Source organism: Stenotrophomonas acidaminiphila (assembly GCA_002951995.1).
Classification (GTDB): domain Bacteria; phylum Pseudomonadota; class Gammaproteobacteria; order Xanthomonadales; family Xanthomonadaceae; genus Stenotrophomonas; species Stenotrophomonas acidaminiphila_A.
Window position 1 is genome coordinate 1,309,660 of the sequence record CP019797.1, and the last position, 24,167, is coordinate 1,333,826.

The 24,167-nt window shown below is 71.1% G+C and carries 23 protein-coding genes and 6 pseudogenes; 20 read left to right on the forward strand and 9 right to left on the reverse strand.

Going from position 1 to position 24,167, the window contains the following annotated elements; all coding sequences use genetic code 11:
• Window positions 1–57 precede the first annotated feature (57 nt).
• Window positions 58–714 carry a ribonuclease T gene (locus B1L07_05700; protein AUZ54680.1) on the reverse strand — a complete coding sequence of 219 codons (657 nt, stop codon included), beginning with the start codon at window positions 712–714 and terminating at the stop codon, window positions 58–60.
• A gap of 38 nt (window positions 715–752) precedes the next feature.
• The gene (locus B1L07_05705) at window positions 753–1,604 is read right to left on the reverse strand and encodes a diguanylate cyclase (GenBank protein ID AUZ54681.1); all 852 of its coding nucleotides are present in this window, start codon (window positions 1,602–1,604) and stop codon (window positions 753–755) included.
• Between the two features lie 153 nt (window positions 1,605–1,757).
• Here B1L07_05705 and B1L07_05710 point away from each other — a divergent pair.
• The 3 genes and pseudogenes from B1L07_05710 to B1L07_05720 all read left to right on the forward strand — a co-directional run bounded on the left by B1L07_05710 (window position 1,758) and on the right by B1L07_05720 (window position 4,740).
• Window positions 1,758–2,630: pseudogene (locus B1L07_05710) on the forward strand (acyltransferase).
• A gap of 95 nt (window positions 2,631–2,725) precedes the next feature.
• Complete coding sequence (locus B1L07_05715; protein AUZ54682.1) at window positions 2,726–3,637, forward strand: peptidase; 912 nt, start codon at window positions 2,726–2,728, stop codon at window positions 3,635–3,637.
• Between the two features lie 159 nt (window positions 3,638–3,796).
• Window positions 3,797–4,740 (forward strand): annotated as a pseudogene (locus B1L07_05720) (IS481 family transposase).
• Here B1L07_05720 and B1L07_05725 read toward each other — a convergent pair.
• The gene (locus tag B1L07_05725) at window positions 4,737–5,642 is read right to left on the reverse strand and encodes a LysR family transcriptional regulator (protein ID AUZ54683.1); all 906 of its coding nucleotides are present in this window, start codon (window positions 5,640–5,642) and stop codon (window positions 4,737–4,739) included. The pseudogene B1L07_05720 and the gene B1L07_05725 sit on opposite strands and share 4 nt — an antisense overlap.
• A gap of 125 nt (window positions 5,643–5,767) precedes the next feature.
• On the opposite strand from B1L07_05725, the gene B1L07_05730 reads away from it, so the two are divergent.
• The 4 genes from B1L07_05730 to B1L07_05745 all read left to right on the forward strand — a co-directional run bounded on the left by B1L07_05730 (window position 5,768) and on the right by B1L07_05745 (window position 9,193).
• Window positions 5,768–6,403, forward strand: coding sequence for a lysine transporter LysE (locus B1L07_05730; protein ID AUZ54684.1), 636 nt, complete (start codon window positions 5,768–5,770; stop codon window positions 6,401–6,403).
• A 73-nt stretch (window positions 6,404–6,476) separates the two neighbouring features.
• Window positions 6,477–7,694, forward strand: a complete 1,218-nt coding sequence (locus tag B1L07_05735) for a hypothetical protein (protein AUZ54685.1) — start codon at window positions 6,477–6,479, stop codon at window positions 7,692–7,694.
• 118 nt (window positions 7,695–7,812) lie between these two features.
• Window positions 7,813–8,076, forward strand: a complete 264-nt coding sequence (locus B1L07_05740; protein ID AUZ56476.1) for a hypothetical protein — start codon at window positions 7,813–7,815, stop codon at window positions 8,074–8,076.
• A 49-nt stretch (window positions 8,077–8,125) separates the two neighbouring features.
• Window positions 8,126–9,193, forward strand: a complete 1,068-nt coding sequence (locus B1L07_05745; protein ID AUZ54686.1) for a hypothetical protein — start codon at window positions 8,126–8,128, stop codon at window positions 9,191–9,193.
• A gap of 21 nt (window positions 9,194–9,214) precedes the next feature.
• On the opposite strand, the pseudogene B1L07_05750 reads toward B1L07_05745, so the two are convergent.
• Window positions 9,215–10,791 (reverse strand): annotated as a pseudogene (locus B1L07_05750) (phospholipase D family protein).
• Window positions 10,792–10,905: 114 nt separating this feature from the next.
• On the opposite strand from B1L07_05750, the gene B1L07_05755 reads away from it, so the two are divergent.
• From B1L07_05755 to B1L07_05765, 3 genes are read left to right on the forward strand one after another with little or no spacing between them, the layout of a single operon-like run.
• Window positions 10,906–12,114, forward strand: coding sequence for a serine/threonine transporter SstT (locus B1L07_05755; protein ID AUZ54687.1), 1,209 nt, complete (start codon window positions 10,906–10,908; stop codon window positions 12,112–12,114).
• A gap of 2 nt (window positions 12,115–12,116) precedes the next feature.
• Window positions 12,117–12,839, forward strand: coding sequence for a branched-chain amino acid ABC transporter permease (locus B1L07_05760; GenBank protein ID AUZ54688.1), 723 nt, complete (start codon window positions 12,117–12,119; stop codon window positions 12,837–12,839).
• Window positions 12,836–13,141 (forward strand): branched-chain amino acid transporter AzlD, encoded by a 306-nt coding sequence (locus tag B1L07_05765; protein ID AUZ54689.1) that lies wholly within the window; start codon window positions 12,836–12,838, stop codon window positions 13,139–13,141. The genes B1L07_05760 and B1L07_05765 overlap by 4 nt, the downstream gene beginning before the upstream one ends.
• A 73-nt stretch (window positions 13,142–13,214) precedes the next feature.
• On the opposite strand, the gene B1L07_05770 is transcribed toward B1L07_05765, so the two are convergent.
• Complete coding sequence (locus B1L07_05770; GenBank protein ID AUZ54690.1) at window positions 13,215–13,925, reverse strand: RNA-binding protein; 711 nt, start codon at window positions 13,923–13,925, stop codon at window positions 13,215–13,217.
• A gap of 112 nt (window positions 13,926–14,037) precedes the next feature.
• Window positions 14,038–14,553 carry a metal-dependent hydrolase gene (locus B1L07_05775; protein ID AUZ56477.1) on the reverse strand — a complete coding sequence of 172 codons (516 nt, stop codon included), beginning with the start codon at window positions 14,551–14,553 and terminating at the stop codon, window positions 14,038–14,040.
• Window positions 14,554–14,618: 65 nt separating this feature from the next.
• Between B1L07_05775 and B1L07_05780 the strand changes: the two genes are divergently transcribed.
• Both B1L07_05780 and B1L07_05785 read left to right on the forward strand, forming a co-directional pair.
• Window positions 14,619–15,176, forward strand: a complete 558-nt coding sequence (locus B1L07_05780; protein AUZ54691.1) for a nucleoprotein/polynucleotide-associated enzyme — start codon at window positions 14,619–14,621, stop codon at window positions 15,174–15,176.
• Between the two features lie 76 nt (window positions 15,177–15,252).
• Complete coding sequence (locus B1L07_05785) at window positions 15,253–15,519, forward strand: hypothetical protein (GenBank protein AUZ54692.1); 267 nt, start codon at window positions 15,253–15,255, stop codon at window positions 15,517–15,519.
• 2 nt (window positions 15,520–15,521) lie between these two features.
• On the opposite strand, the gene B1L07_05790 is transcribed toward B1L07_05785, so the two are convergent.
• Both B1L07_05790 and B1L07_05795 read right to left on the reverse strand, forming a co-directional pair.
• Entirely contained in the window at window positions 15,522–16,772 is a 1,251-nt protein-coding gene (locus B1L07_05790; GenBank protein AUZ54693.1) for a sugar transporter, read from the reverse strand.
• 141 nt (window positions 16,773–16,913) lie between these two features.
• Window positions 16,914–17,495 (reverse strand): mechanosensitive ion channel protein MscS, encoded by a 582-nt coding sequence (locus tag B1L07_05795; protein AUZ54694.1) that lies wholly within the window; start codon window positions 17,493–17,495, stop codon window positions 16,914–16,916.
• Between the two features lie 367 nt (window positions 17,496–17,862).
• On the opposite strand from B1L07_05795, the gene B1L07_05800 reads away from it, so the two are divergent.
• The 4 genes and pseudogenes from B1L07_05800 (at window position 17,863) to B1L07_05815 (ending at window position 20,324) form a co-directional block, all read left to right on the forward strand.
• A complete protein-coding gene (locus B1L07_05800; GenBank protein ID AUZ54695.1) occupies window positions 17,863–18,441 on the forward strand; it encodes an RNA polymerase subunit sigma-24 in 579 nt (192 codons plus the stop codon).
• Window positions 18,438–19,003, forward strand: a pseudogene (locus B1L07_05805) (hypothetical protein). The gene B1L07_05800 and the pseudogene B1L07_05805 overlap by 4 nt, the downstream one beginning before the upstream one ends.
• A 24-nt stretch (window positions 19,004–19,027) precedes the next feature.
• Window positions 19,028–19,909 (forward strand): hypothetical protein, encoded by an 882-nt coding sequence (locus tag B1L07_05810; protein AUZ56478.1) that lies wholly within the window; start codon window positions 19,028–19,030, stop codon window positions 19,907–19,909.
• An 82-nt stretch (window positions 19,910–19,991) separates the two neighbouring features.
• Window positions 19,992–20,324: a phosphonoacetate hydrolase gene (locus B1L07_05815; protein ID AUZ54696.1), complete on the forward strand. Its 333-nt coding sequence runs from the start codon at window positions 19,992–19,994 to the stop codon at window positions 20,322–20,324.
• A 27-nt stretch (window positions 20,325–20,351) separates the two neighbouring features.
• Here the strand turns inward: B1L07_05815 and B1L07_05820 are convergent.
• Window positions 20,352–21,474 (reverse strand): annotated as a pseudogene (locus tag B1L07_05820) (hypothetical protein).
• A 285-nt stretch (window positions 21,475–21,759) separates the two neighbouring features.
• On the opposite strand from B1L07_05820, the gene B1L07_05825 reads away from it, so the two are divergent.
• The 4 genes and pseudogenes from B1L07_05825 (at window position 21,760) to B1L07_05840 (ending at window position 24,109) form a co-directional block, all read left to right on the forward strand.
• Complete coding sequence (locus tag B1L07_05825; protein AUZ54697.1) at window positions 21,760–22,347, forward strand: 2'-5' RNA ligase; 588 nt, start codon at window positions 21,760–21,762, stop codon at window positions 22,345–22,347.
• 120 nt (window positions 22,348–22,467) lie between these two features.
• Window positions 22,468–23,067: a hypothetical protein gene (locus B1L07_05830; GenBank protein AUZ54698.1), complete on the forward strand. Its 600-nt coding sequence runs from the start codon at window positions 22,468–22,470 to the stop codon at window positions 23,065–23,067.
• Between the two features lie 674 nt (window positions 23,068–23,741).
• Window positions 23,742–23,858 (forward strand): annotated as a pseudogene (locus tag B1L07_05835) (pyridoxamine 5'-phosphate oxidase).
• Between the two features lie 62 nt (window positions 23,859–23,920).
• Entirely contained in the window at window positions 23,921–24,109 is a 189-nt protein-coding gene (locus B1L07_05840; protein AUZ54699.1) for an oxidoreductase-like protein, read from the forward strand.
• Window positions 24,110–24,167: the final 58 nt, after the last annotated feature.

Below are 24,167 nucleotides of genomic sequence, written 5' to 3' on the forward strand. Positions count from 1 at the left end.
CGGGTGGACGGGAACCGGGAACGCGTGCAGGCAGCAGCGCCGCGCCGGTTTCCGCCGTTACCCGTTGCGGGTTCCCTGTTCCTGGCTGCGGAAACCGTTGACGATCTGGCAGAACAGGCGCGCGGTCTGCTCGGTGTCGTACACCGCGCTGTGCGCCTGGCTGGCATCCCACTCGAAGCCGGCGGCCTGCAGCGCCCGCGCCAGCACGGTCTGGCCGTAGGCCACGCCGGCCAGGGTCACCGTGTCGAACACGCTGAACGGGTGGAACGGATTGCGCTTGTGGCCGCTGCGGGCAACCGCCGCATTGAGGAAGTTCAGGTCGAAGTGGGCGTTGTGCCCGACCAGGATCGCGCGCTGGCAGCCATGCTTCTTCAGCGCCGCGCGCACCGGCGCGAACACGTGTTCCAGTGCCTCGCGCTCGGGCTTGGCCAGGCGGAACGGGTGGTCCAGCACGATGCCGGTGACCTCCAGCGACTTGGGGTCGATCTCGGTGCCTTCGGCCGGCACCACGTGCGCGCAACTGGTCTGGCCGGGCCGCAGCAGGCCGTTCTCGTCCATGTCCAGCGGAATGGCGGCGATTTCCAGCAGCGCGTGCCGGTTCCAGTCGAAGCCGCCGGTCTCCACGTCCACCACCACCGGCAGGAAGCCGCGGAAGCGTTGCGCCATCGGCGTGAAAACAGGAGCGGTGGCCGGGCGGTCAGCGGTTTGGTTCATCGCGATAGGGTAGCAGAGGCCCGTGCCGGCCCCGCGGCTCAGGCACCGGCGGCCCGCCCGCGGCCGTGCTTGGCCGCGTACATGTCGGCATCGGCGTGGCGCAGCAGGGTTTCCGCGTCGCGTCCGTCGGCCGGGCAGCAGGCCACGCCGATGCTGACGCCGGTGCGCGCGAACGACGGCTGCGCCTGGCGTTGGTCCAGCGCCGCCTGCAGCATGCCGGCCACCGCGCGGGCGTCGTCCGCGCGGCCGCAGTCCGGCAGCAGCGCCACGAACTCGTCGCCGCCGACGCGGGCGATGAAGTCGCCGTGGCGCAGCGCCTGGCGCAGGCCAGCGGCGGTTTCGCGCAGCACCTGGTCGCCCAGCGCGTGGCCATGGCGGTCGTTGATCGCCTTGAAGCCGTCCAGGTCCAGGTACAGCACGGCCAGCGGCCGGGTGCCGTCGGCCAGCAGCCGGTCCAGTTCCTCGCGCAGCCGGTAGCGGTTGGGCAGCCGGGTGAGCGGGTCGTGCGCGGCCATGAACTCCAGCCGCCGCTCCAGGTCGCGCAGTTCGGTGACCGGGTGGCCCACGGCGATGCGCACGCCGTAGTCGGGCAGCCACCTGGCCGACCACTGCATGTCCACCAGCCCGCCGTCGCGGCGGACGTAGCGGTTGCGGAAGTGCGGCAGCGGCCGGCCCTCCATGACCCGCTGCACCGCCTGCGCGGTGGTGGCGTGGTCATCGGGGTGGATGAGTTCGGTCATGCGCCGCCCCAGCACCTCCTCGTGGCGATAGCCGATCAGCCGCTCGAAGGCGGCGTTGACCGCCAGGTAATGGCCTTGCGGGTCGACCACGCACACCACGTCGGGCAACAGGTCGAGGATCTCGCCCGGGGGCGGCAGCGTCGGGGACATGCGGGGACGGCGGGCAGGGGCGGGAAGTGGATTATCGCGCCGCCATGGGGGCCGGCGGAAGACCGGCGGGCGTCGGCCACCGCCCGCGGCGTTTGCTACCCTGTGCCGCTTTTGGATGGCGGCCCCGGCCCGAACCGCGCGAGATAGTCCCCCATGAAATGGTTCCGCATCGTCCCGATCCTGCTGCTGATCGCGCTCAACACCCTGCTGCACTGCCTGCCGCTGTTCGCGGTGGCGCTGTTCAAGGCGTTGCTGCCGCTGGCCGCGGTGCGCCGCGCCTGCAACCCGCTGCTGACCGGGCTGGCCGAGAGCTGGATCGGGGTGAACAGCGCGATGATGCAGGCGTTCACCCGCACTCGCTTCACGGTCGACGTCCCGGCCACGCTGGCGCGCGACGGCCATTACCTGGTGCTGGCCAACCACCAGAGCTGGGTGGACATCCTGGTGCTGCAGAAGGTGTTCAACCGGCGCATCCCGCTGCTGCGCTTCTTCCTCAAACGCTCGCTGTTCTGGGTGCCGGTGCTGGGGCTGGCGTGGTGGGCGCTGGATTTCCCGTTCATGGGCCGCTACAGCCGCAAGCAGATCGCCCGCAACCCGGAGCTTGGCCGGCGCGACATGGAGGCGACGCGGCGTGCCTGCGCGCGCTTCCGCGACATCCCGGTGGCGGTGATGAACTTCGTCGAAGGCACCCGCTTCACCCGCGCCAAGCACGACGGCCAGGGCTCGCCGTTCCGGCACCTGCTCAAGCCCAAGTCCGGTGGCGTGGCCTTCGTGCTCGATGCGATGGGGCAGGGCCTGCATGCGCTGCTGGACGTGACCATCGTCTACCCCGGCGGCATCCCGTCGATGCTGGACCTGATGGCCAACCGCGTCCCGGAAGTGAAGGTGCTGGTGCGACAGCGGCCGATCCCGGCCGATCTGGTTGCCGGCGATTACCAGGGCGACCGCGCTTTCCGCGCACGCTTCCAGCAGTGGATGAACGGGCTGTGGCAGCAGAAGGACGCGGACATCGCCCGGCTGCTCGCCGACCCCGCCCGCCCGGGTGACCGGCGCCGGCATGGCCTCGCCGCCGCGCCGGGCGGTGTAGAGTGCGCGCCTGTCCGTCACCACCAGGAGCCGCCATGACCACCGCTTTTTATCCCATCGGAACCCCCGGCCAGGCCTGGGGCGCGGCGGAAAGGGCGCAATGGCTGGCGCGGCAGCGCGTGCAGCGCAGCTATGCCGACGACGTGCTGGCCCGGATCGACGCGCTGCGCGACCGCTTCGACGTGGCCGGATACGGCGAACTGGACTATCCCTCCGGCCGCTATCCGCTGCTGGCGATCCGCAGCCGCGGCTGGGACGACGCGCTGCCGGTGGCGCTGGTGACCGGTGGCGTGCACGGCTATGAAACCAGCGGCGTGCTGGGCGCGCTGAAGTTCGTCGAGCGGCACGGCGCCGACTACGCCGGCCGCTGCAACCTGCTGGTCGCGCCCTGCGTGAGCCCGTGGGGCTATGAGCGCATCCAGCGCTGGAACGCGCTGGCGCTGGACCCGAACCGCAACTTCACCGCCGCCAGCCCGGCGCCCGAGTCGGCGGCGCTGATGGCACTGGTGCAGCCGCTGGCGGGGCGCTTCGTGATGCACATCGACCTGCACGAGACCACCGACAGCGACGAAGGCGAGTTCCGCCCGGCGCTGGCCGCGCGCGATGGCAAGCCGTTCGAGGCGGACAGCGTCCCCGACGGCTTCTACCTGTGTGCCGACGCGCTCAACCCGCAACCGGCGTTCCAGCAGGCGGTGATCGCCGCGGTGGCCGCGGTCACCCACATCGCGCCGGCGGACGCGCAGGGGCGGATCATCGGCTCGCCGGTGGTCGCGCCCGGGGTGATCGAGTACCCGTACAGGGCACTGGGCCTGTGCGCGGGCATCACCGACGCGCGCTACACCACCACCACCGAGGTCTACCCCGACAGCCCGCGCGCCACGCCCGCGCAGTGCGACGACGCCCAGGTGGCCGCGGTGCGCGGCGGGCTCGGGTACGCGCTGGCCTGACCCGCGCCCGGGGCCAGGCCTGCCTGGCACCGCCGCGCGGCGGCGCCGGGCCCGGGCACGCGCGCAGCGGCGCTAGCTGTGATCTCTCAGTAGGTTGTTCATCCGGGGCATCGCTGGAAGATGGGGGTTACGACACCAACCCAGCCCCAGGAGCCCCGGATGAACCTGCATAAACATGCCCGTTTGACGCCTCGCGGTCGAGCCCTGCTTGTGGACCGCATCCTCGTGCAGGGCCTGCGCATCGCGGAGGCCGCCCATGCAGCTGGCGTGAGCGTGCGCACGGCCTACAAGTGGCTGAAGCGGTACCGGGAAGAGGGTCCTGCTGGCTTGGCCGACCGCAGCTCCCGGCCGCATGCCTGCCCCCATGCCACACCGTCAACCATCGCAGCGCAGATGCTGGAACTGCGACGCTCACGCCAGACCTATCGCCAGATCGCCCAGCGGCTGTCCGTGGCGCCAAGCACCATCGCCCGGTTGCTGCGCCGTGCCGGACTGCACCGCTTGGCCGAACTGGAGCCGGCGCTGCCGGAGAACCGCTATGAACACGCCCGGCCCGGCCAACTGCTGCATCTGGACATCAAGAAGCTGGGGCGGATCGGTTCCCCGGGCCACCGTGTGACCGGTGACCGCTCGCATCGACACAGGGGCATTGGCTGGGAATACGTCCATCTGGCCATCGACGATCACTCGCGCGTGGCCTTCGCCTCCATCGAGCCGGACGAGCGCGGGACCAGCGCCTGCAAAGCCCTTATCCGCACGGTGCGCTACTACCGCAGCCTGGGCGTGTGCTTCGAGCGGGTGTTGACCGACAACGGCACCTGCTACAGGTCGCGCCGTTTCCAGCGCCTGCTCCGTCGCCTTGGCATGCGCCACCTGCGCACGCGTCCCTACACCCGCGCACCAACGGCAAGGCCGAACGCCTGGTCCAGACCAGCCTGCGCGAGTGGGCCTATGCCCGCGCCTATGACAACTCCGGGCAGCGGGCTGGCGCCCTCCATGACTGGCTGCATCACTACAACTGGCACCGCCCTCATGCAAGCCTCGGCTACAAACCACCCATCTCCCGCATACCCCTGAACAACGTGCTGGGTTTACACAGCTAGCGGCGCCTGCGGATCAGGGTGGAGGACGCCTGCAGGATGGCGCGGGTCAGCAGCGCCATCGATGCCACTTCGCCCTTCCAGTGCTGCCAGTACAGCGGGATGTCCTCCCAGGCGCGCGCCTTGACGTAGACCAGGCGCCCGCTGTCCAGGTGGCGGCGAACCAGCGGCAGCGGGTTCATGGTCCAGCCCAGGCCGCCGAGGTTGGCATGGACGAAGGCGCGGGTGGAGGGGATCCACCAGGTCGGCGCCTGCAGCGGTTGCTGCGAGCCGGTCAGGCGCTGGGCATAGCGCGCCTGCAGGTCGTCCTTGCGGTTGAACACCAGTACCGGGGCCTGCGCCAGCGCCTGCGCGGTGACGCCCCTGGCGAAGTGCCGCGCGTGGAACTCGGGGGTGCAGGTGGCGGCGTAGCGCATGCTGCCCAGCGCGTGGATCTGGCAGCCCTGCACCGGCTCGGACAGGGTGGTGACCGCGCCCAGCACCGCGCCCTGGCGCAACAGCGCGGCGGTGTGGTCCTGGTCCTCGGTATGCAGGTCCAGGGTGGTGCTGCCGAGCCGGGCGAACGTCAGCGCGGCCTCGGGAAACCAGGTTTCCATGCTGTCGTGGTTCACCGCCACCGGGATGCTGGCGCGTGGCAGGTCGGCGTCTGACAGGCCGATGCGCTCGAACGCATCGCGCTCCAGCAGCGCGGTCTGCTCGGCCAGGCGCACCAGCACCTGGCCCTCGGCGGTGGCTTCGGTGGGCGTGGTGCGCCGGACCAGCAGCTTGCCGACCCGCTCCTCCAGCGCCTTGATCCGCTGCGATACCGCCGAGGCGGTGACGTTCAACGCCAGCGCGGCGCGCTCGAAGCTGCCTTCGCGGATCACCGCCGCCAGCGCCCGCAACTGGGCATGGTCGATGCGCATGATTAAGTTCTGCTAATGAGGGTTTAAGAAGTTTAGCTCCACTTCTGGATGCTGCACTGCGACAATCGCTGCCGTCGACGCATCCCCGGTGTGTCCTCCCTACCCGCAGACAGGCAGTTTCCCCCATGTTTTCCGTCGTAACCGCCCAGGCCACCAGTGCCGCCTGGCTCAGCGGTGCCGGTACCGGCATCGGTCTTTTCGCCGTGGTCGGCGCGCAGAGCGCCTTCATCCTGCGCCAGGGCATCCTGCGCCAGCACGTGATCCCGGTGATCGCCACCTGCTTCGCCATCGACGCGGCCTTCATCTTCGCCAGCGTGGCGGGCCTGCGCACGCTCACCAGCCAGTTGCCATGGCTGACGACCGTGCTGCTGTGGGGCGGCGTCGCCTTCCTGGTCTGGTATGCGCTGCAGTCGGCGCGGCGGGCCGTGGCCGGCGGTGGCGGGCTGCAGCTGGACGACAGCGCGCAATCCTCGCGCCGGGCGGCGATGATGGCCGCGGCCGGGTTCTCGGTGATCAACCCGCATTTCTGGCTGGACATGGTGGTGATCGGTTCGATCGCCGACAACTTCGGGCACGCGCGCATGGCGTTCGCCGCCGGCGTGGTCACCGCCAGCGCGCTGTGGCTGACCGCGCAGGGCCTGGGCGCGCGCCTGCTGACGCCGCTGTTCCACAAGCCCGGCACCTGGCGCGTGCTGGACGGCACCATCGCGGTGATCCTGAGCGTGCTGGCGCTGACCCTGGCGCTGCGCGGCGTCGGTTGATGGCGCGGGCGTTGCCCAGGCGCATCCGCGCGGGCGCCGGTGCGCTACCGGGGCGCGCACCCAGCGGCGGCGCATGAGCCAGCCGCGGCCCGCGCTGTGGACCCCGGGGTTCGTGTTGGCGTGCATCGCCAACTTCCTGATGGGCATGTCGTTCTACGTGCTGATGCCGACGTTGCCGTTCCATCTCGTGGAGCAGCTGCGGATCGGCGAGGCCACGGTGGGGCTGGTGTTGTCCAGCTACGTGATCGCCGCGCTGCTGGTGCGGCCGTTCTCCGGCTTCATCGTCGATCGCTTCAACGCCAAGCACGCCTACCTGCTGGCGCTGGCGGCCTACGTGCTGTTCACCTCCGGCTACCTGCTGGCGCACACCGTGCTGGTGTTCGTGCTGGTGCGGCTGGGCATCGGCGTGACCTTCGCGGTGATGAGCACCGCGGCCAACACCCAGGCCATCGACATCATCCCCTCGGAGCGCCGCGGCGAGGGCATCGGCCTGTTCGGGCTGATGAGCAGCCTGGCGATGGCGCTGGGGCCGATGGCCGGGTTGTGGCTGATGGACCACCATCCGTTCCAGGTGATCTTCGAGGCGGCGGTGGCCGCCGGCATCGCCGGCCTGCTGGTGGCGTTGCGGGTGCATGCGCCGCGCAAACGGCGCGACGGTGCCGCGGCGGTGTTGTCGCTGGATCGTTTCCTGCTGGTACGCGGCCTCCCGCTGGCGTTGAACCTGGCCGTGATCGGCCTGGGCTACGGCATGCTGCTGGCCTTTGCCGCGCTCCACGGCAAACAGCTGGGCGCGGGCAATACCGGCATCTTCTTCACCCTGATGGCGGTGGGCATGATGGTCTCGCGCGGCTTTTCCGGGCGCCTGATCGACGGCGGCCGGGTGGTGCTGGCGACCAACGGCGGCAGCCTGGCGATCGTCGCCGGGCTCGGGCTGATGGCGTATGCGGCCACACCGGCGACGTACTACCTGTCCGGGCTGCTGGCCGGCTTCGGCTTCGGCGTGGTCTACCCGGCCTACCAGACGATGATGGTCAATCTCGGCGGCCATGCCCGCCGCGGCACCGCGGTGGCCACCTATTTCTGCGCGCTGGACGTGGGCATCGGCGCCGGCATGGTGCTGGCCGGCCTGGTCGCCGCCCGCTTCGGGCTGGCCGCCGCGTTCGCCAGCGGCGCCGGCCTGGCGCTGCTCGCCGGCCTGGTCTATGCGCTGCGGTTGTCGGCGCGCTTCGTGCGCGCGCCGTTGCCGCAGGCCGCGCTCGCCCGCGGCGCACCGGCGGGCGCAGACGACTGACGACCGGCGGCTTGGCCGGCGCTGGCCTGTGGCAGAATCAATCCGCATGCGGCGGCCGTGGATGGCCGCGCCATTACCTCCGGGGGAAGCAATGAAGAAGTACCTGCCCGTCATCGCCGTGCTGTGCCTGCTGTCGGCCTGCAGCCAGGGGATCAAGGGCGTCTATGCCGATGCGATGGGCGTCACCCGGTACAGCTTCACGCCCGGCGGCACGGTCACCATCGAGGCGATGGGCATCTCCCAGGAAACCACCTACGTGCGCGAGGGCGATACCTTGAAGGTGGCGTTGCCGCAGAAGGGCGCGTCGCTGAATTTCACCATCAACGAAGACGGTTCGCTGGGCGGTCCGCTCGGCATCCGCCTGGAAAAAGCCGACAGGTAACGGGGCGCGGCATGCGGCCTTCAGCTCCCGCCCGCCCAGGGTACCAGCCATGCAACCGGTGATCGTCCCGGCGCTGCTGGCCGCACTGCTGGCCGGCGTGGGCGCGGCCTGGTGGTTCGGCCGGCGGCGTCCGCAGGCGGCCTGGAGTTTCGTCCCCGAGGCCGCCGATGCCGACCACGCTGCCGCCCCGGCAATGGACCCGGCGCTGCTGCCGCGGATGCGCCGGCAGTTCCTGCGCGCCGCGCTCGGCATCGAAGGCGACGCGGCGGAGCCGCCCGCTGCGGCCGAGCACCGCCAGATCGCCGATACGGTGATGGCGGTGCTGGAGCGCGCGGACCTGTCGCAACGCTACATCCCGCGGCGCCCGCACCTGCTGCCGCAGCTGATCCAGAGCGTCAACGACAGCACCGCCTCGGCGCGTTCCATCGGCCGCATCATCGGCAGTGACCCGTTGCTGACGGTGAACCTGCTGCGCATCGCCAACAGCGCGCTGTACCGCTTCCAGCAACAGGAAGTGCGCAGCATCGAGCGCGCGGTGACCGTGGTCGGCAACGAAGGCATCCGCCAGATCATTTCCGCGGCGCTGGTGCAGCCGGTGATGAACCCTCCCGACGGCGATGGCGGCCGGTTCTCGCAGCGGGTGTGGGATTACACCCTGCGCATGTCGCTGGCCGCGGCCGACCATGCCCGCAGCGTGGAGCGCGAAGACGGCTTCTCCGCGCAGCTGGCCGGCCTGCTGCGCGGGCTGGCGATGGTGATGGTGGTGCGCGCCACCGCCGACGCCTATTCGCGCCGGCAGACGCTGGCGCCGTCGCCGGCCCTGCTGCTGTCGCTGCTGGAACGCTGCACCCCGCTGCTGGCGGCGCGGATCGCGCGCGCATGGCAGCTTCCCGCCGATGTTGCCGCGGCGCTGGAGGCCGGCGGGCAGGGCGCGCCATCGACGCCATTGGCGCGTTCGCTGGAGGTCGGCGAACTGGCCGCGGCGTTGTCGATGCTGTGCCGGGAAGGACTGCTGGAGGAAGCGCAGGCACTGGAGACGCTGTCCGCCTGCGTTCCCGGCCATGTCGGTGGCTGGCTGTGGAAGCGGGTCAGCCCGGACGCGCCGGGCGAGGGCTGAGCCGCGCCTCGCGGCGCGGCATCACAGTTGTGATTCCAGCGGCAGCCAGCTGATCACCCGGGCGGTGGCGCGCTGCAGCCAGGTGGTGTCCGGTTCGGCGACGTAGCCGGCCGGTGGCGTCCGCGCCCGGTCCAGCCAGCGCAGGTTCCCGTCGCTGTCCAGATACAGGTAGTAGCTCAGCTCGGCGCCGGACAGGCGCAGGTATTCCTCGCGCAGCTGTGCGGCCAGCACCGGATCGTCGAACAGCACGCCCATTTCGGTGTTGAGGTAGGCCGAGCGCGGGTCCAGGTTGAACGAGCCGACGAAGCCGCGCCGGTCGTCGACGACGATGGCCTTGGTGTGCAGGCTGGCGCCGCTGCTGCCGAAGGCCGAGCCGCGGCCGCCGTCGCTGCCGCGCGATTTGAGTTCGTACACGCTGGCGCCGCCGCGCAGCAGCGGCAGCCGGTAGTGCATGTAGCCGCTGTGCACCGCGGCCACGTCATTGGCCGCCAGCGAATTGGTGACGATGCCCACCTGCACGCCGTCGGCGAGCTGCCGCAGCAGTTCGCCGGTGCCGCTGTCGCCGGGGACGAAATAGGGCGATATCAGCAGGGTCTTGTGCCGCGCCTGCCCCAGTTCCTGGCCCAGGCGCGTCACCAGCCAGTCGCCGCGGTCGTTGTCGCGGTGCTTGAGCGGCGGGTCGGAATGGACCTGGAGGCGCCCGGTCCAGTGCAGCGGCAGGCGCCCGCCGACATAGGGGCCGGCCAGCCGCTCGCGCAGCCGTTGCAGGTAGGGCAGCGCCTCTTCCCGGCGCGCGTCCAGCGCCGCGCGGGAAACCAGCTGGTCGAGCTGGCGCTCCGAAGGCGCGGCGAGGGCGGCGATCGGTACGGCGGCGGGGCTGTTCCAGAATGCGTCGAAGATGGCGCTGGCCTCGCCGGCGGCCGGGCCGGCGAGCAGCAGGTCCAGGTCGCGGAAATTGACGTCCTCGCGGGCATCGAAGTACTCGGCGCCGATGTTGCGGCCGCCGACGATGGCCACGCGGCCGTCGGCGATCCAGGCCTTGTTGTGCATGCGGTGGTTGATGCTGAAGACCCGCTGCACCATCTCCACCAGCCGCCACAGGCCCTCGCGGTTGCGGAACGGGTTGTACAGGCGCACTTCGATGCGCGGGTGCGCGTCGAGCGCCAGCAGCTGCGCATCCAGCCCCTTGGCGTTCATGTCGTCCAGCAGCAGCCGCACGCGCACCCCGCGCGCGGCCGCGGCGTATACGTCGTTCACCAGCAGGTGGCCGACCATGTCGTCGTGCCATATGTAGTACTGCAGGTCGAGGCTGCGGCCGGCCTGGCGGGTGACCACCGAGCGCGCGGCGAAGGCTTCCAGGCCGTCGACCAGGTAGGCCGCGCCGCTGCGGCCCGGGTGTGCGGCCAGCTGCGGCTCGAGCGCGCGGTCCAGCGCGGTCTGCCCGGCGCGTGGCGGCAGCGCCGTGGAGGGCTCGCCGACGGCGCGCGGGTGAGCCAGTCGCCCAGCAGCAGGCCGCTGGCGACCAGCAGCAGGAGCGCGGCGAGGATGCGGCCGCACAGGCGCAGCAGGCGCCTGCCGCGGGAAGGGGAAGGTTCCATGGGCGCATCCTAGCGGTGTCCGGGTGATGCCGCTGCGTCGGCCATGACGTTCCGGGGGTGTGGGCGCGGCGGGGTCTGGGCGAGAATCGCGGTTTGTCCTGCCCGAGCCCGCCGATGCGCAACCGTTCCCGTTCCTTCCGTGCCCCCAGCTTGGTGGTCCAGATCATCATCGGCCTGCTCGCCGGCATCGTGCTGGCGCTGGCCTGGCCGCAGGGCGCGCACGCCGCCGGCCTGCTCGGCACGGTGTTCGTGGCCGCGCTCAAGGCGGTCGCCCCGGTGCTGGTGCTGGTCCTGGTGACGGCCTCCATCGCCAACCACCAGCAGGGGCAGAAGACCCACATCCGCACGATCCTGCTGCTGTACGTGGCCGGCACCCTGGCCGCGGCGCTGGTCGGCGTGCTGGCCAGTTACCTGTTTCCCAGCACACTGCTGCTGAAGGTCCCCACCGACGCCGGGCTGAGCGCGCCGGGGGGCATCGGCGAGGTGCTGCGCGCCCTGCTGATGCAGGTGGTGGACAACCCGGTCAACGCGCTGGCCCGCGCCAACTACATCGGCCTGCTGGCCTGGGCCATCGGCCTGGGGCTGGCGCTGCGCCATGCCGGCGCCGGCACGCGCGCGCTGGTCGGCGATCTGTCCGCCGCGATCACCTGGATCGTGCGCATGGTGATCCGTCTGGCGCCGCTGGGCGTGTTCGGCATCGTCGCCTCGCTGCTGGCCGAATCCGGTCTCGGCGCGCTGAAGGTCTACCTGCACGTGCTGTGCGTGCTGGTGGGGGCGATGCTGTTCATGGCCTTCGTCGGCAACCCGCTGATCGTGGCGCTGACCACCCGCCGCAACCCGTACCCGCTGGTGCTGCGGTGCCTGCGCGAGAGCGGCATCACCGCGTTCTTCACCCGCTCCTCGGCGGCCAACATCCCGGTCAACATGGAGCTGTGCCGCAAGCTGGGCCTGCACGAGGAAACCTATTCGGTGGCGATCCCGCTGGGCGCGACCATCAACATGGCCGGCGCGGCGATCACCATCTCGGTGCTGACGCTGGCGGCGGTCAACACCCTGGGCATCGCCGTGGACCTGCCCACCGCGCTGCTGCTGAGCGTGGTGGCGGCGATCGGTGCCTGCGGTGCCTCCGGCGTGCCGGGCGGCTCGCTGCTGCTGATCCCGCTGGCCTGCGGCCTGTTCGGCATCTCCAACGACGTGGCGATGCAGGTGGTGGCGGTGGGCTTCATCGTCGGCGTGGTGCAGGACTCGGCCGAGACCGCGCTCAACTCCTCCACCGACGTGGTATTCGTGGCCGCCGCCGAACAGGCACGCGGGCGCGGCTGAACATGGCGCCGCGCCTCACCCCCGCGGTCCGCATCGGCCTGTCCATCGCCGTGGCCACCGGCCTGTACGGCATTTCCTTCGGCGCACTGGCGGTGGCATCGGGCTTCAGCGTCGGCCAGACCGCGGCGCTCAGCCTGCTGATGTTCACCGGCGGCTCGCAGTTCGCCTTCATCGGCGTGATCGGTGCCGGTGGCGGCGGCCCGGCCGCGTTTAGCGCGGCCACCCTGCTGGGCATCCGCAACGCGGTGTACGGCGCGCAGATCAACCACCTGCTGCGGCCGCGCGGCTGGCTGCGCCCGCTGGCGGCGCAGGTCACCATCGACGAATCGGCGGCCACCGCCGCCGGCCAGGACGCGCCGGCCGAGCAGCGCCGCGGGTTCTGGGTCGCCGGTGTCGGCGTGTACGTGCTGTGGAACCTGTGCACCCTGCTGGGCGCGCTGCTCGGCGATGCACTGGGCGACCCGCGCCGCTGGGGGCTGGACGGCGCCGCGGTGGCGGCCTTCCTGGGTCTGCTGTGGCCGCGCCTGCGCGCCCGCGAAGCGGTGGCCATTGCCGTGGCCTGCGCGCTGGTCACGGTGCTGGCACTGCCGTGGGCGCCACCGGGCGTGCCGATCCTGCTGGCGGCCGCGGTTGCCGCGCTGTGGGGCGGGTTCGGGCGCGGGCCGGCCGATGAAGGGCTGGAACCGGACGTGGCGCCCGGCCACGATGCGGGAGACGCCCGGTGACGCTGTGGGGCTGGGTGCTGCTGGCCAGCGTGGCGGCCTGGGCGATCAAGGTCTGCGGCTATCTGGTGCCGGTGCGCTGGATGCAGTCGCCGCGCATGACCCGCGTGGCCGGTACGCTGACCATCGGCCTGCTGGCGTCGCTGACCACGATGAACGCGGTGTCCGCCGGGCAGGGCGTGGTGCTGGACGCGCGCATCGGCGCGCTGTTGGTGGCCGCGCTGGCCCTGGCGCTGCGGCTGCCGTTCCTGGGGGTGGTGCTGGTGGGTGCGGTGGCGGCGGCTGTGCTGCGCTTGCTGGCGTAGGCCGGCGCGACCGGCGGGGCTTTGGCCGGGAGAGTGTCGTGCAGGGCAAGCCCTGCACCTGCGGAAGTGCGGCTCAGAAGCGCTGGCCGGAGCCGAGATAGCGCCACTGCCCGTCCGGCATCCGGCTCAGGCCGATGCGGCCGATGCGCAGCCGCCGCACCCGGGTGGCGCGCAGGCCGACCGCGGCGCACATGTGCTGCAGCTGGCCCGGCCGCACGTCCTTGATCGCGAAGCGCAGGCGCTGCTCGCTCTGCCAGCTGACCTTGCAGGCGGGCAGTGCGCGGCCCTGGTAATCCAGGCCGTGGGTCAGCCGCGGCAGCGCCCAGGGGCTGCCTTCGCCGTCCACGTCCACCATGTATTCCTGTTCCAGCGTCGCGCCGGTCTCGAGCAGGTGGCGGCGCACGCGCCAGTCCTGGGTGAGCACCACCAGCCCGCAGGCATCGTCGTCCAGCGGCATCGGCGTTTCCAGGCGCAGGAAGTGGCGGTGCAGCAGGCGGATGCCGGAGCCGTCGTCGGCGAAACGAGCCTCCTCGCGCAGCAGCGTGGACATTTCTTCGGTTGTGCAGCCGGCGGGCTTGTTCAGCAGCAGCGTCGCCGGTTCGGCCGGCTCGCTGCTGGCGCCGGCGGCGAGGGTGACGGTTTCGCCGGCCACCAGGGTCTGCGGCGCCTCCACCACCACCCCGTCCACGCTGACCCAGCCGCCCTCGATGTAGTGCCGGGCTTGGGCGCGGGAGCAGTGCAGCTGCGCGGCGAGGCGCTTGTCGAGACGGAGGGGCGTGGTCATGGGGGCGGACAGTACGGCGGGCGGGGAGTGTAGCGCCGTGACGACCGTAGGTGCCGGGCTTGCTCGGCACGAGGCTTTCCCGGCGAGGCGGCATGCGGGGCAAGCCCCCGCCTTACGGGACGTCAGGAGAGCTGGCGGCCTCGTGCTCCAGCGCGGTCAGGTACAGGCGCAGGTCGAACTCCAGCTGGTGGTAATCCGGCTCCATGTGCAGGCACAGCTGGTAGAAGGCCTTGTTGTGTTCGGCTTCCTTCAGGTGCGCCAGCTCGTGTACCACGATCATGCGCAGGAACGGCCCCGGGGCATCGCGGAACACGCTGGCGATGCGGATCTCGCGGCTGGCCCTGAGCCGGCCGCCGTGGTTGCGCGACACCGCCGTGTGCAGTCCCAGTGCATGCTTGAGTACCTGCAGCTTGCCGTCGTACAACACCTTGCCCAGCGGCACCGACTGGCGCAGGTGGCGCTCCTTCAGCGCCTGCACGTAGTCGTAGAGCTGGCGGTCGCTGCGCACCGCGTGCGGCTCCGGGTAGCGGCGGCGCACGGCCTCGCCCAGGGCTCCTCGCGCCAGCAGCGCGCGGGCGTGCTGCTGCAGGTGTTCGGGGTAGCCGGCGAGGTAGGTCAGGGGCTGCATCGGCAGGCGCGGGCGGGGACGGGCCGGTATCATGGCAGCATCGATCCGATCACGTAGTGCGAAACATGGCAAAGGCGAACCCCCTGCAGGAGCAACTGCTCAAGGCCGGCCTGGTGAAGAAATCGCAGGTGGCCCAGGTCGCGCGCGAGCAGAACAAGGCGCGGCACGCCAAGGGGGCGCCCGCCGGCCCCAGCGACAGCCAGCGCGAGGCCGAGCGCGTGCGTGCGGAAAAGGCCGAGCGCGACCGCCTGCTGGCCGCCGAGCGCAACGCCCAGCGCCGCGCCGAGGAACTGCGCGCGCAGGCGCGGCAGATCATCGCCGACCGCCGGGTACCGCGCCGCGGCGAGCTGGAGTACCGCTTCAGCGATGGCGCCGCGATCCGCACCCTGCTGGTGGACGAGGCGCTGCGCAAGCAGCTGGCCGCCGGCACCCTGGTGATCGCGCGCCACGGCGAGGGCTTCGAGCTGCTGCCACGGCTGGCCGCCGAGAAGGTGCGCGAGCGCGACGCCAGCCTGATCGTGCTCGACCACGGCCAGCCCGGCGACGCGCCGGCGTCCAGCGGCAACGCCGAGGACGACGCCTATTACGCGCAGTTCGTGGTGCCCGACGACCTGGTGTGGTGACACCGCGGCGGCGCGTTGGCCCGGGGTACAGGCGTTTGCGCTAGGCTGGCCCCCGGTCACTACGGAGCAGCCAGCCATGGCCACCGGTTGGGCGGGAGATACCGCCGTTCAGGATCAGATCGACGCCACCGTCGAGGACGCGATCAAGCGCGCCCGCAGCCGCCTGCCCAGCGGGCCGGGGCTGGAGCGCTGCGAGGAATGCGATGCGCCGATTCCCGAGGCGCGGCGCAGGGCCATTCCCGGCGTGCGCCTGTGCGTGGCCTGCCAGCAGGCGCTGGATGCGGAGGAGTCGGCCCACAGCGGCTACAACCGCCGCGGCAGCAAGGACAGCCAGCTGCGCTGAGGTCAGTGGTCACTGCCGCCGGCGCTGAAGCCGGTGGCCCAGCGCTGCATCGCGAACAGCCACCACACGCCGCCGGCGACGGCGACCAGCCCGCCGACCAGGCCGATGTGCTGCATGCCCAGGCGCAGGCCGACCTGGCTGCCGATCAGCGCGCCGGCGCCGATGCCGATGTTGAAGATGCCCGAGAACAGCGCCATCGCCACGTCGGTGGCGTCGGCCGCCAGCCGCAGCACCTTGGACTGCATCGACAACGCGAAGCAGATCATCGCCACGCCCCACACCGAGGCCAGTGCGTAGAGCATCCATGCGCCGCCGGTGGCCGGGCGCAGGCCCAGCAGGCACAGCGCCAGGGTGGCGATGGCGGCGAGCAGGAAGCCACGCGGCCAGCGGGTGCCCAGGCGCGCGAACAGCACGCTGCCGAAGAAGCCCATGCCGCCGAACAGCAGCAGCACCCAGGTGGTCACGTGCGCGTCGAAGCCGCCGACCTGCTGCACGAACGGCTCGATGTAGCTGTAGCCGGTGAACTGCGCCGCCACCACCACCATCACCAGCAGGTACAGCGCGAGCAGCGCCGGCCGGCGCAGCAGCAGCGGCAGGCTGCGGGCCGAGCCGCTGTTCTGGCTGGGCAGCGGCGGCAGCAGCCGCGCCAGCACCGTCATCGCCAGCAGGGCGACGCCGCCGATGGCCAGGAAGGTGATGCGCCAGCCCAGCAGTTCGCCGATGACCCGGCCCAGCGGGATGCCCAGCACCATCGCCACCGAGGTGCCCGTGGCCAGCAGCCCCAGCGCCTGCGGGCGCTTGTCCGCCGGCGCGATGCGCACCGCCAGCGAGGCGGTGATCGCCCAGAACACCGCGTGTGCCAGGGCAATGCCGATGCGGCTGAGCATCAACACGCCGAAACTCCAGGCCAGTGCCGACAGCAGGTGACTGGCCACGAACAGCGCGAACACGCCCAGCAGCAGGCGACGGCGGTCGACATCGCGGGTGAGCAGCATGCCGGGCAGCGACGCCAGCGCGACCACCCAGGCGTAGGCGGTGAGCATCAGCCCGACATGCTCGATGGGCATGCCGAAACTGCCGCCGATGTCGCTCAGCAGCCCGACCGGAACGAATTCGCTGGTGTTGAACACGAAGGCTGCCATCGCCAGCGCGACCACGCCCAGCCAGCGCTGGCGGTCGCTGCGGACGACGGCAACGGGCGAGGCGGTGTCCGCCGCGGGAGCGGAGCACGGGGAGAGGGGAGAGCGGGACATTGCGGAAAGGGAGCCGGTGGGGGGCGGCTCTGCTGCGGTGCTGCGGGCGGAATTTTCGCACGCAGCGGCCGTACGCGAACGGAACGCTGTGGTACGTGATGGGCGCAGGCAGCCGGGGATGCCGTTGCCTGCGGCCGAGACTCAGCCGTCGCCCTGGATCGCCTGGGCCTGCGTGGCGGCGGCCGTCCAGCGGCGCAGTCCGCGCTGGAAGAACAGGCTGTTGGGTATCTGCATCAGCGTGCCCTCGGCCGGGCCGCCGATCTCCTGCAGCGTGGTGTAGATCAGGTTGATGTCGATCACCTGGCCCTTCAGCCCGGGCTTCTCGCCGTTCTCCAGCAGTTCGATGCGGTCGCCGAGGCGGAACGGCCGGGTGGTGAAGATCAGCAGCGCGCAGAAGATGTTGGACAGCACGCTCCAGGCGGCGAAGAACGCCACCGCGCCGACCGCGGCGAAACCGGTGAACGCGGTCCACAAAATGGTCGGCGATACCCCGAGCTGGTCGAGGATGGCCACCAGCGCGGCGCTGCCGATCACGAAGTTGGACAGCCGCCGGGCGGCGGTTTCCACCTGCGGCGGCAGCGTGTAGTGCATGCCCAGGCGCGCCAGCAGGCGCCGGGTGAGCAGGCGCAGCAGCCACGCCACCAGCAGGATCAGGATGACCACCAGCGCGGTGTCGAGCAGGCTGATCCATCCATGCATCCATTCGGGCAGGTAGTTCTTCATCGGGTTGTCTCCTTGCGGCGCCGCGCCCGCTCGCGGGCAGCTGCGTTGCAACGTTCGGGTAAGCGGTGCGTGGCCATGCCGCCGGTACTGCCGCGCCACGGCCTGGGTACGGGCCCGCGCGGGGCCGCCGTGCGTACCGCGCACGCCGGGTGCCAGCGGCCGCGGTGGGCTTGCCGACGGGGCGCGGCGCCGGTGTCGGTGCGGGCAGCGGTGGACAGGGACATGGTTGGCAGGCGGGGGGCGAGGCGGGATTGTCGGCCAGCCGGCGCGGCCTTGTCAGCCCATATCGGCGTGGCCGCTGTGCCGCCCCGGCAAAAAGATCGCAGGCGGCTTTAAACCTTTCTGCTGGCCGCCGCATCCAACGGATATGCTCGACGCCACCGTGACCGCCACCTCTCCTTTCCCGCAGGCCGCCGACGATGCCGCGCTGGCGCGTGCCGCCGCCGGTGGCGACCGCCACGCCTACGAGCGCATCTACCGCCGCCACGCCCCGCGCCTGTATGCGCTGCTGTGGCGGCTGTGCGGCGGCAACGCGGCGCGCGCCGATGACGCGCTGCAGGAGACCTTCATCCAGGCCTGGCGCACATTGCCGCAGTTCCGTTTCGAGAGCGCGCTGGGTACCTGGCTGCACCGCATGGCGGTGAACACGGCGCTGATGGAACTGCGCGCCAGCGCCGCGTTCGAGGCGCTGGATATCGGCGAGGAGGGCATGGACCTGCTGGCGCGGATGCCGGCGTCCAGTCGTTGCCAGGCCACCGGGCTGGACCTGGAGCGCGCGCTGGAAACGCTGCCGCCCCGCGCCCGTGCGGTGCTTGTACTGCACGACATCGAGGGCTGGAAGCACCACGAAATCGCCGAGGAACTGCAGATGGCCGTCGGCAGTTCCAAGGCACAGCTGCATCGTGCGCGCGGGTTGTTGCGCGCGCGCCTGGGAGAAACACCATGAACGAACACGATTCCGACCACGACCACGATGACCTGGCCGCGCGCCTGCGCCGACTTCCCAGCGAGCGCGTGCCGCCGGCCGCGGCCTGGCAGCACATCGCCGCACGGCTGCACGAGGCGCCACGCGAGCGGCCCGCCGCGGTGACCCGCGCTCACGCCCGCGCCCGCGCCGTCGGCGCTGGACCTCCGCCGCCGCGGCCGCCGCGGTGGCGGCGCTGGCATTGCTGGGCACCGGCCGCTGGTGGGCCGGGTCCCCGCCGCAGGCCACCCAGGCCACCCAGGCCACCCAGGCGACACGGATGACGCAGGCATCGTCGCTGGCGGCGCAGGCCGACGCGCTGGCCGCGACCTATCGCCAGGCACTGGCGGCGATCCCGCAGGACAGCGTGCCGGCCGAACTCGCGCCGGCGCTGCACGAGCTCGATGCCAGCGCCGGCAGCATCCGCTCGGCGATCGCGCAGAGCCCCGATGCCGGGTTCCTGCTCGGCCAGCTGCGGCGCACCTACGCGCTGCGGCTTGAACTTACCCGGCAGGGCCTGGATGGCGCCGGTCTTTCCACCTGAAGGAGAATCCCCGTGAATGTTTCCCTGCGACACCTGCTGGCCGCCGTCGTGCTGCTGGCCCCCCTGGCACCGGCGCTGGCGCAGACGCCGGTCAACGAACATCACCCACTGTCCAGCGGCGGGCGGGTGGAGATCAGCAACATCGCCGGCTCGGTGAACGTGCGCGGCTGGGACCGCAACGAGGTGCAGCTGACCGGCAGCCTGGGCGAAGGCCAGCGCCTGGAGGTCCAGAACAGCGCCAACCGCGTGCAGCTGAAGGTGGTCTACCCGCGCAACAGCCGCAACAGCCGGGGCGCGGTGCTGGAACTGCGGGTGCCGCGCGGCAGCGAACTGCAGGCCGGTACCGTCAGCGCCACGCTGGACGTGGCCGACGTCGATCTGCGCAGGTTGCAGGCCAACACCGTCAGCGGCGGCATCACCGTGCGCGGGCAGGCCGTGCAGGCCACGCTCAATACCGTCAGCGGCGCGATCCGCTCGCAGCTGCGTACCCCGCGGCTGGAGCTGCGCACGGTCAGCGGCGCGATCAACGCCAGCGGTGGCAGCGGCGGCGAGGTGGCGGCCAATTCGGTGTCCGGGCCGGTCGACCTGGACCTGTCGGCGGTGCAGCGGCTCGACGCCGAAACCGTGTCCGGCGGGCTCGGCGTGCGCAGCGCCGGGTTGCAGCCGGGCGGGCGCATCAGCCTGCAGACGGTGAGCGCGCCGATCGCGCTGGCGCTGCCGGCGCGCACCTCCGCGCAACTGAAGGTCAGCAGCTTCAGCGGCGCCATCCGCTCGGACGTGGGCCAGGTCGAACGCCCGCGCTACGGTCCGGGGAGCAGCCTGGACGCGCGCCTCGGCGGCGGCGACGGCGACATCTCCATCACCTCGCATTCGGGCAATGTGCGGGTGGACCTCGGCGCGCGCTGAGCATCCCCGCCAGGCCCGCCCCGGCGAACCCGGGGCGGGCGGCTACAATAGCGGGCCTGCAACGTCATCGTCTGGAGTCGCCATGCCCGTTTCTTCCTGCCCGCAGTGTTCGTCGCAGAACGTCTATCCCGACGGCGCGCTGTGGATCTGCGCCGATTGCGGCCACGAATGGACCCCGGGCGAGGCGGGCGAAGCGGCGCTGGTGGTGCGCGACAGCAACGGCAACGTACTGGTCGCCGGCGACACCGTCACCGTCATCAAGGACCTGAAGGTCAAGGGTTCGTCGATCCCGCTCAAGCAGGGCACGGTGATCCGCAACATCCGCCTGGTCGAGGACGACGCCGAGCACATCGAAGGCAACTCGGACAAGATCAAGGGCCTGGTGCTCAAGACCTGCTTCCTGCGCAAGGCCTGAGCCTGCGCGTGGCGGCCGCCGGGCGCGTCAATGCCCGGCGTGCCGGGCGGTGAGCCGGCGCAGCGCCTCCAGTTTGGCCTGGTAAATCGCACGCAGGTGGTCGGAGCTGCCCAGCTCGCGGGCCCGCTCCAGTTCGCGCACCGCGCGGCGGTCGTCGCCGCTGAGCGAGTAGGCGCGCGCCAGCCCGAAGTGGAACTGGTGCGCGCTGCCATATACAGTCGCACCGCATGCCGGTAGTAGTGGATGGCGGCGGCGTAATCGGCACGGCGTTCGGCTTCCACGCCCTGGATGAACTGGTAGAACGGGTCGCGCTCGTGTTCGCGCCGCAGCCGCGCGTCCAGCCGCGCGGCACGCGCGTTGTCGCCGATCCGCAGGTACAGCGCGCTGGCGTTGGCGAGCGTGGAGGGCAGGTCGGGGTCGATGGCCAGGGCCCGGTCGAACGCGGCCGCCGCGGCGGCGGTGTCGCCCGCGCGGGTTTCCAGCACGCCCAGGTTGTTCCATGCCGGCGCGAAGCGCGCCTCCTGCTGCAGCGCCACCCGGAAATGCTCGCGGGCCGCCGCGACCTGCCCCTCGGCCAGCAGCTCGGCACCGCGGTTGTTGTAGAAATGGGCCAGTGCGCGCTGGTCGGAAACCGGGCGCGGGCCACGACGGTCGTACAGCACGTCCTGGTCCAGGTCCAGGGTGCCGCGGCGACCGTTCACGCGCAGCCCGACGTTGACGTGCCCGGCGTTGTAGACCACGCCCTGCTCCTGGTACCAGGTGACGACCCGTCCGACCTCCTGGACGTCGGCCTCGATACCCGCTTCGCGCGCCAGGGCCATGAACAGCAGGGTGAAGGAAAGGCAATTGGCGCGGCGCTGGCGCCAGGCCTCGGCGACAGTCAGGGTCGCGGCGGTGTCGTACCGCAGCGCTGCATCCGGGGCCTCCGCCGCGGCCGGCGCGCGGGGCTGGAAGACCAGCTCCATCAGCCGCTGCAGGCGCTGTTCCGGCGAGCGGCTGGGCGCGATGACTTCCTCGCGCACCCGTTGTTCCAGCGCGGGGGAATGGCCATGATCTGTTCGGGCGTCGGTGGCGCCAGCCGCGCGTCCGCCGCGTCCGGCGGGGCGACGCTGATGGCGGCGAGCAGGGCGAAAGCACTCCAGGCGATCATGGCGACCCGGTGGGTTGCGGCGGCGGCACCAGTGTAAGCCCGTCGCCGCCGCCTGGCGCGGCATCCACAGAAGGTGTGGACCGGGGCTTGGCAAAGATGTGGATAACTCGCGGCAGCCCTTGTGCCGCCGGCGTTGCACGCGGCTGGTCATATTTTCGCCATGCGCGTTATGGGCAGCGGCGGCGCACGGCCCGGCACCGCGCCGGGTCTGCTAGTATCCGCGCCCCAGACCAGGCCGGCCGCCGTACCCCGGCGCGCTCCGCCGGCCGGCGTTTCCATTCGACCATGACGAAGTTCATTCCCTCCGCCGAGGCGCAACTGTCGCTGGGTCTCGGCAGCGACATCCCCACCGAGCGCCTGTTCTTCGCGGTGATGCCGGACCCGGCCACCGCCTGGCGCATCGCCGAACTGGCCGAGGGACTGCGTGCCGAACACGGCCTGGACGGACGGCCGCTGGCGCGCGAGCGCCTGCATGTCACCTTGCATCACCTGGGCGATTACGCCGGCCTGCCGCCGAGCCTGCTGGCCAAGGTGCAGCAGGCCGCGGCGCGGGTACGGATGCCGGAATTCGAGGTGTGCTTCGATGAAGTCGGCAGCTTTGCCGGTGGCCGCCAGCATCCGTTCGTGCTGCGCAGCGCGCATGGCGCCGACCTGCTGCAGGGCCTGCACCAGGAGCTGGCGCGCTGCCTGCAGGCCATCGGCAGCCGCCCCGATCCGGGGTTCACGCCGCACCTGACCCTGCTCTACGACAAGCGGCGCCTGCCGGTGCAGCCGGTGCAGCCGATGCGCTGGCTGGTGCGCGAGTTCGTGCTGATCCGCAGCTTCCTGGGACAGACCCGCTACCAGCTGGAAGGGCGCTGGACGCTGGGCTGAGGGCCGTCGCCGGGCGCCGCCGCCGCGCGGTGCCGGCCAGCAGGGCGCGGGCAGGGCACGCGTTGGCGTGAGGTCCGCACCCGGCGTCGCCGCCGCCCCGGCCGTTGCCTAGAATGGCGCATGGACCTGATTCCGATGCCGCTGCCGGCAGGCCAACTGGCCGAGATCGAAGCCGCGCACGCGCAGCCGCCGCGTGCGTACCACAACCTTGGCCACGTGCAGGCGTTGCTGCACCACCATCGCGACGTTGCCGCCGGCCCGGGCTGGCGGCAGCCGCGCGAGGTGGCGCTGGCGATGCTGTACCACGACGCGGTGTACGAGGCCGGGCGCGGCGACAACGAGGCGCGCTCGGCGGCGATGGCGCGGGCCGCGATCGCGCGCTGGCTGCCCGATGCCGGCGTGGATGCGGAGCGGGTGGCGGCGCTGATCACGTTCACCGCGCGCCACGGCCAGGTGCGTGGCGATGAGCTGGACGCGGACGCGGCGCTGTTCCTGGACAGCGACATGGCCATTCTTGGCGCGCCGCCCGAGGTGTTCGATGCCTATGACCGTGGCATCGCCGAGGAGTACCGGGGCAAGGTGCCGGGTTTCCTGTTCCGGCTCAATCGCCGGCGTTTTCTGAAAGGTGTGCTGGCGCAGCCGCGCATTTTCTTCAGCGATTTCTTCCATGCACGGTATGACGCGCAGGCGCGGGTGAATCTGAATCGGGTGACGGGCTGAGGCCTGCTTTGGCTTTGGCTTTGGCTTTGGCTGTTGCTCATTGCTTTTGACTTTCAGGGTCCCCTTCCGCAGCGACGGAGCCGGTGGGAATAACCCGAAGGGCGACGTGCAGGGATGCACGTCGTTTTTCGACGAGACAAGGATGTCTCGTCGAAAAATCCCACAGGCGGAGTGGACCCGGCGCGCGTAGCGCGGCGGGCGCGGAGGCAGGGGCGTGTTGACCAGCCATCCGGCTGTTGAAAAGCGCCTCTTTGGGCCACCTTTCTTTGCACGAGCAAAGAAAGGTGGCTCGCGCCCCGAAGGGGAGCGAAAGCTTTTGATCCTGCTCCAGCCTTTGCTTGCCTTCTCAAACCGGCAGGAGCGGAGGCCAAGGTGATAGCCAAGAAGTTCAATGGGCTTTGGGCAAGTATGAAAGCGGAAGCTTGAAGGCCGAGCTTTCGCCCCTGCTTCGCAGGAGCGAGTTACTTCTCTTTGCTCGTGCAAAGAGAAGTAACCAAGAGAAAGCACGCCCTGCCTCCGCGCCCGTCGCGCTACGCGCGCCGGGTTCACTCCGCCGGCGGGATTTTTCGACGAGACATCCTTGTCTCGTCGAAAAACGACGTGCATCCATGCACGTCGCCCTTCGGGTTATTCCCGCCGGCTGCGTCGCTGCGGAAGGGGACCCGGAAGTCAAAAGCAGTGCAAGATCACGAGCAACAGCAACAGCAACAGCAACAGCAACAGCAACGGCAACGGCAACGGCAGCCACAGCCACGGCCACAGCCACGACCACGGCCATAGCCCGCGCCTTGCCGGACCCCATGGCCTAGAATTGCTCCATCCTGTTTTGACGACGGCCACACCGGCCGAAGCGATGAACCCGATTCCCATCCCCACGCCCGACCCGGACCCGCGGCCGACGCCGCCGGAGGAGCCGGGGCCCAACGAATGCTGCGGCAGCGGCTGTCCGCTGTGTGTGCTGGACCTGTATGCCGACGAGCTGGCGCGCTACCGGCAGGCGCTGGCGGCGTGGAAGCTGCGGCATCCGGACGCGCAGGACTGACGCCGCGTTTCCACCCCGTTCCCGCATCGGCAGGCGTAGGCTTGCCGTTTCCCTGGTC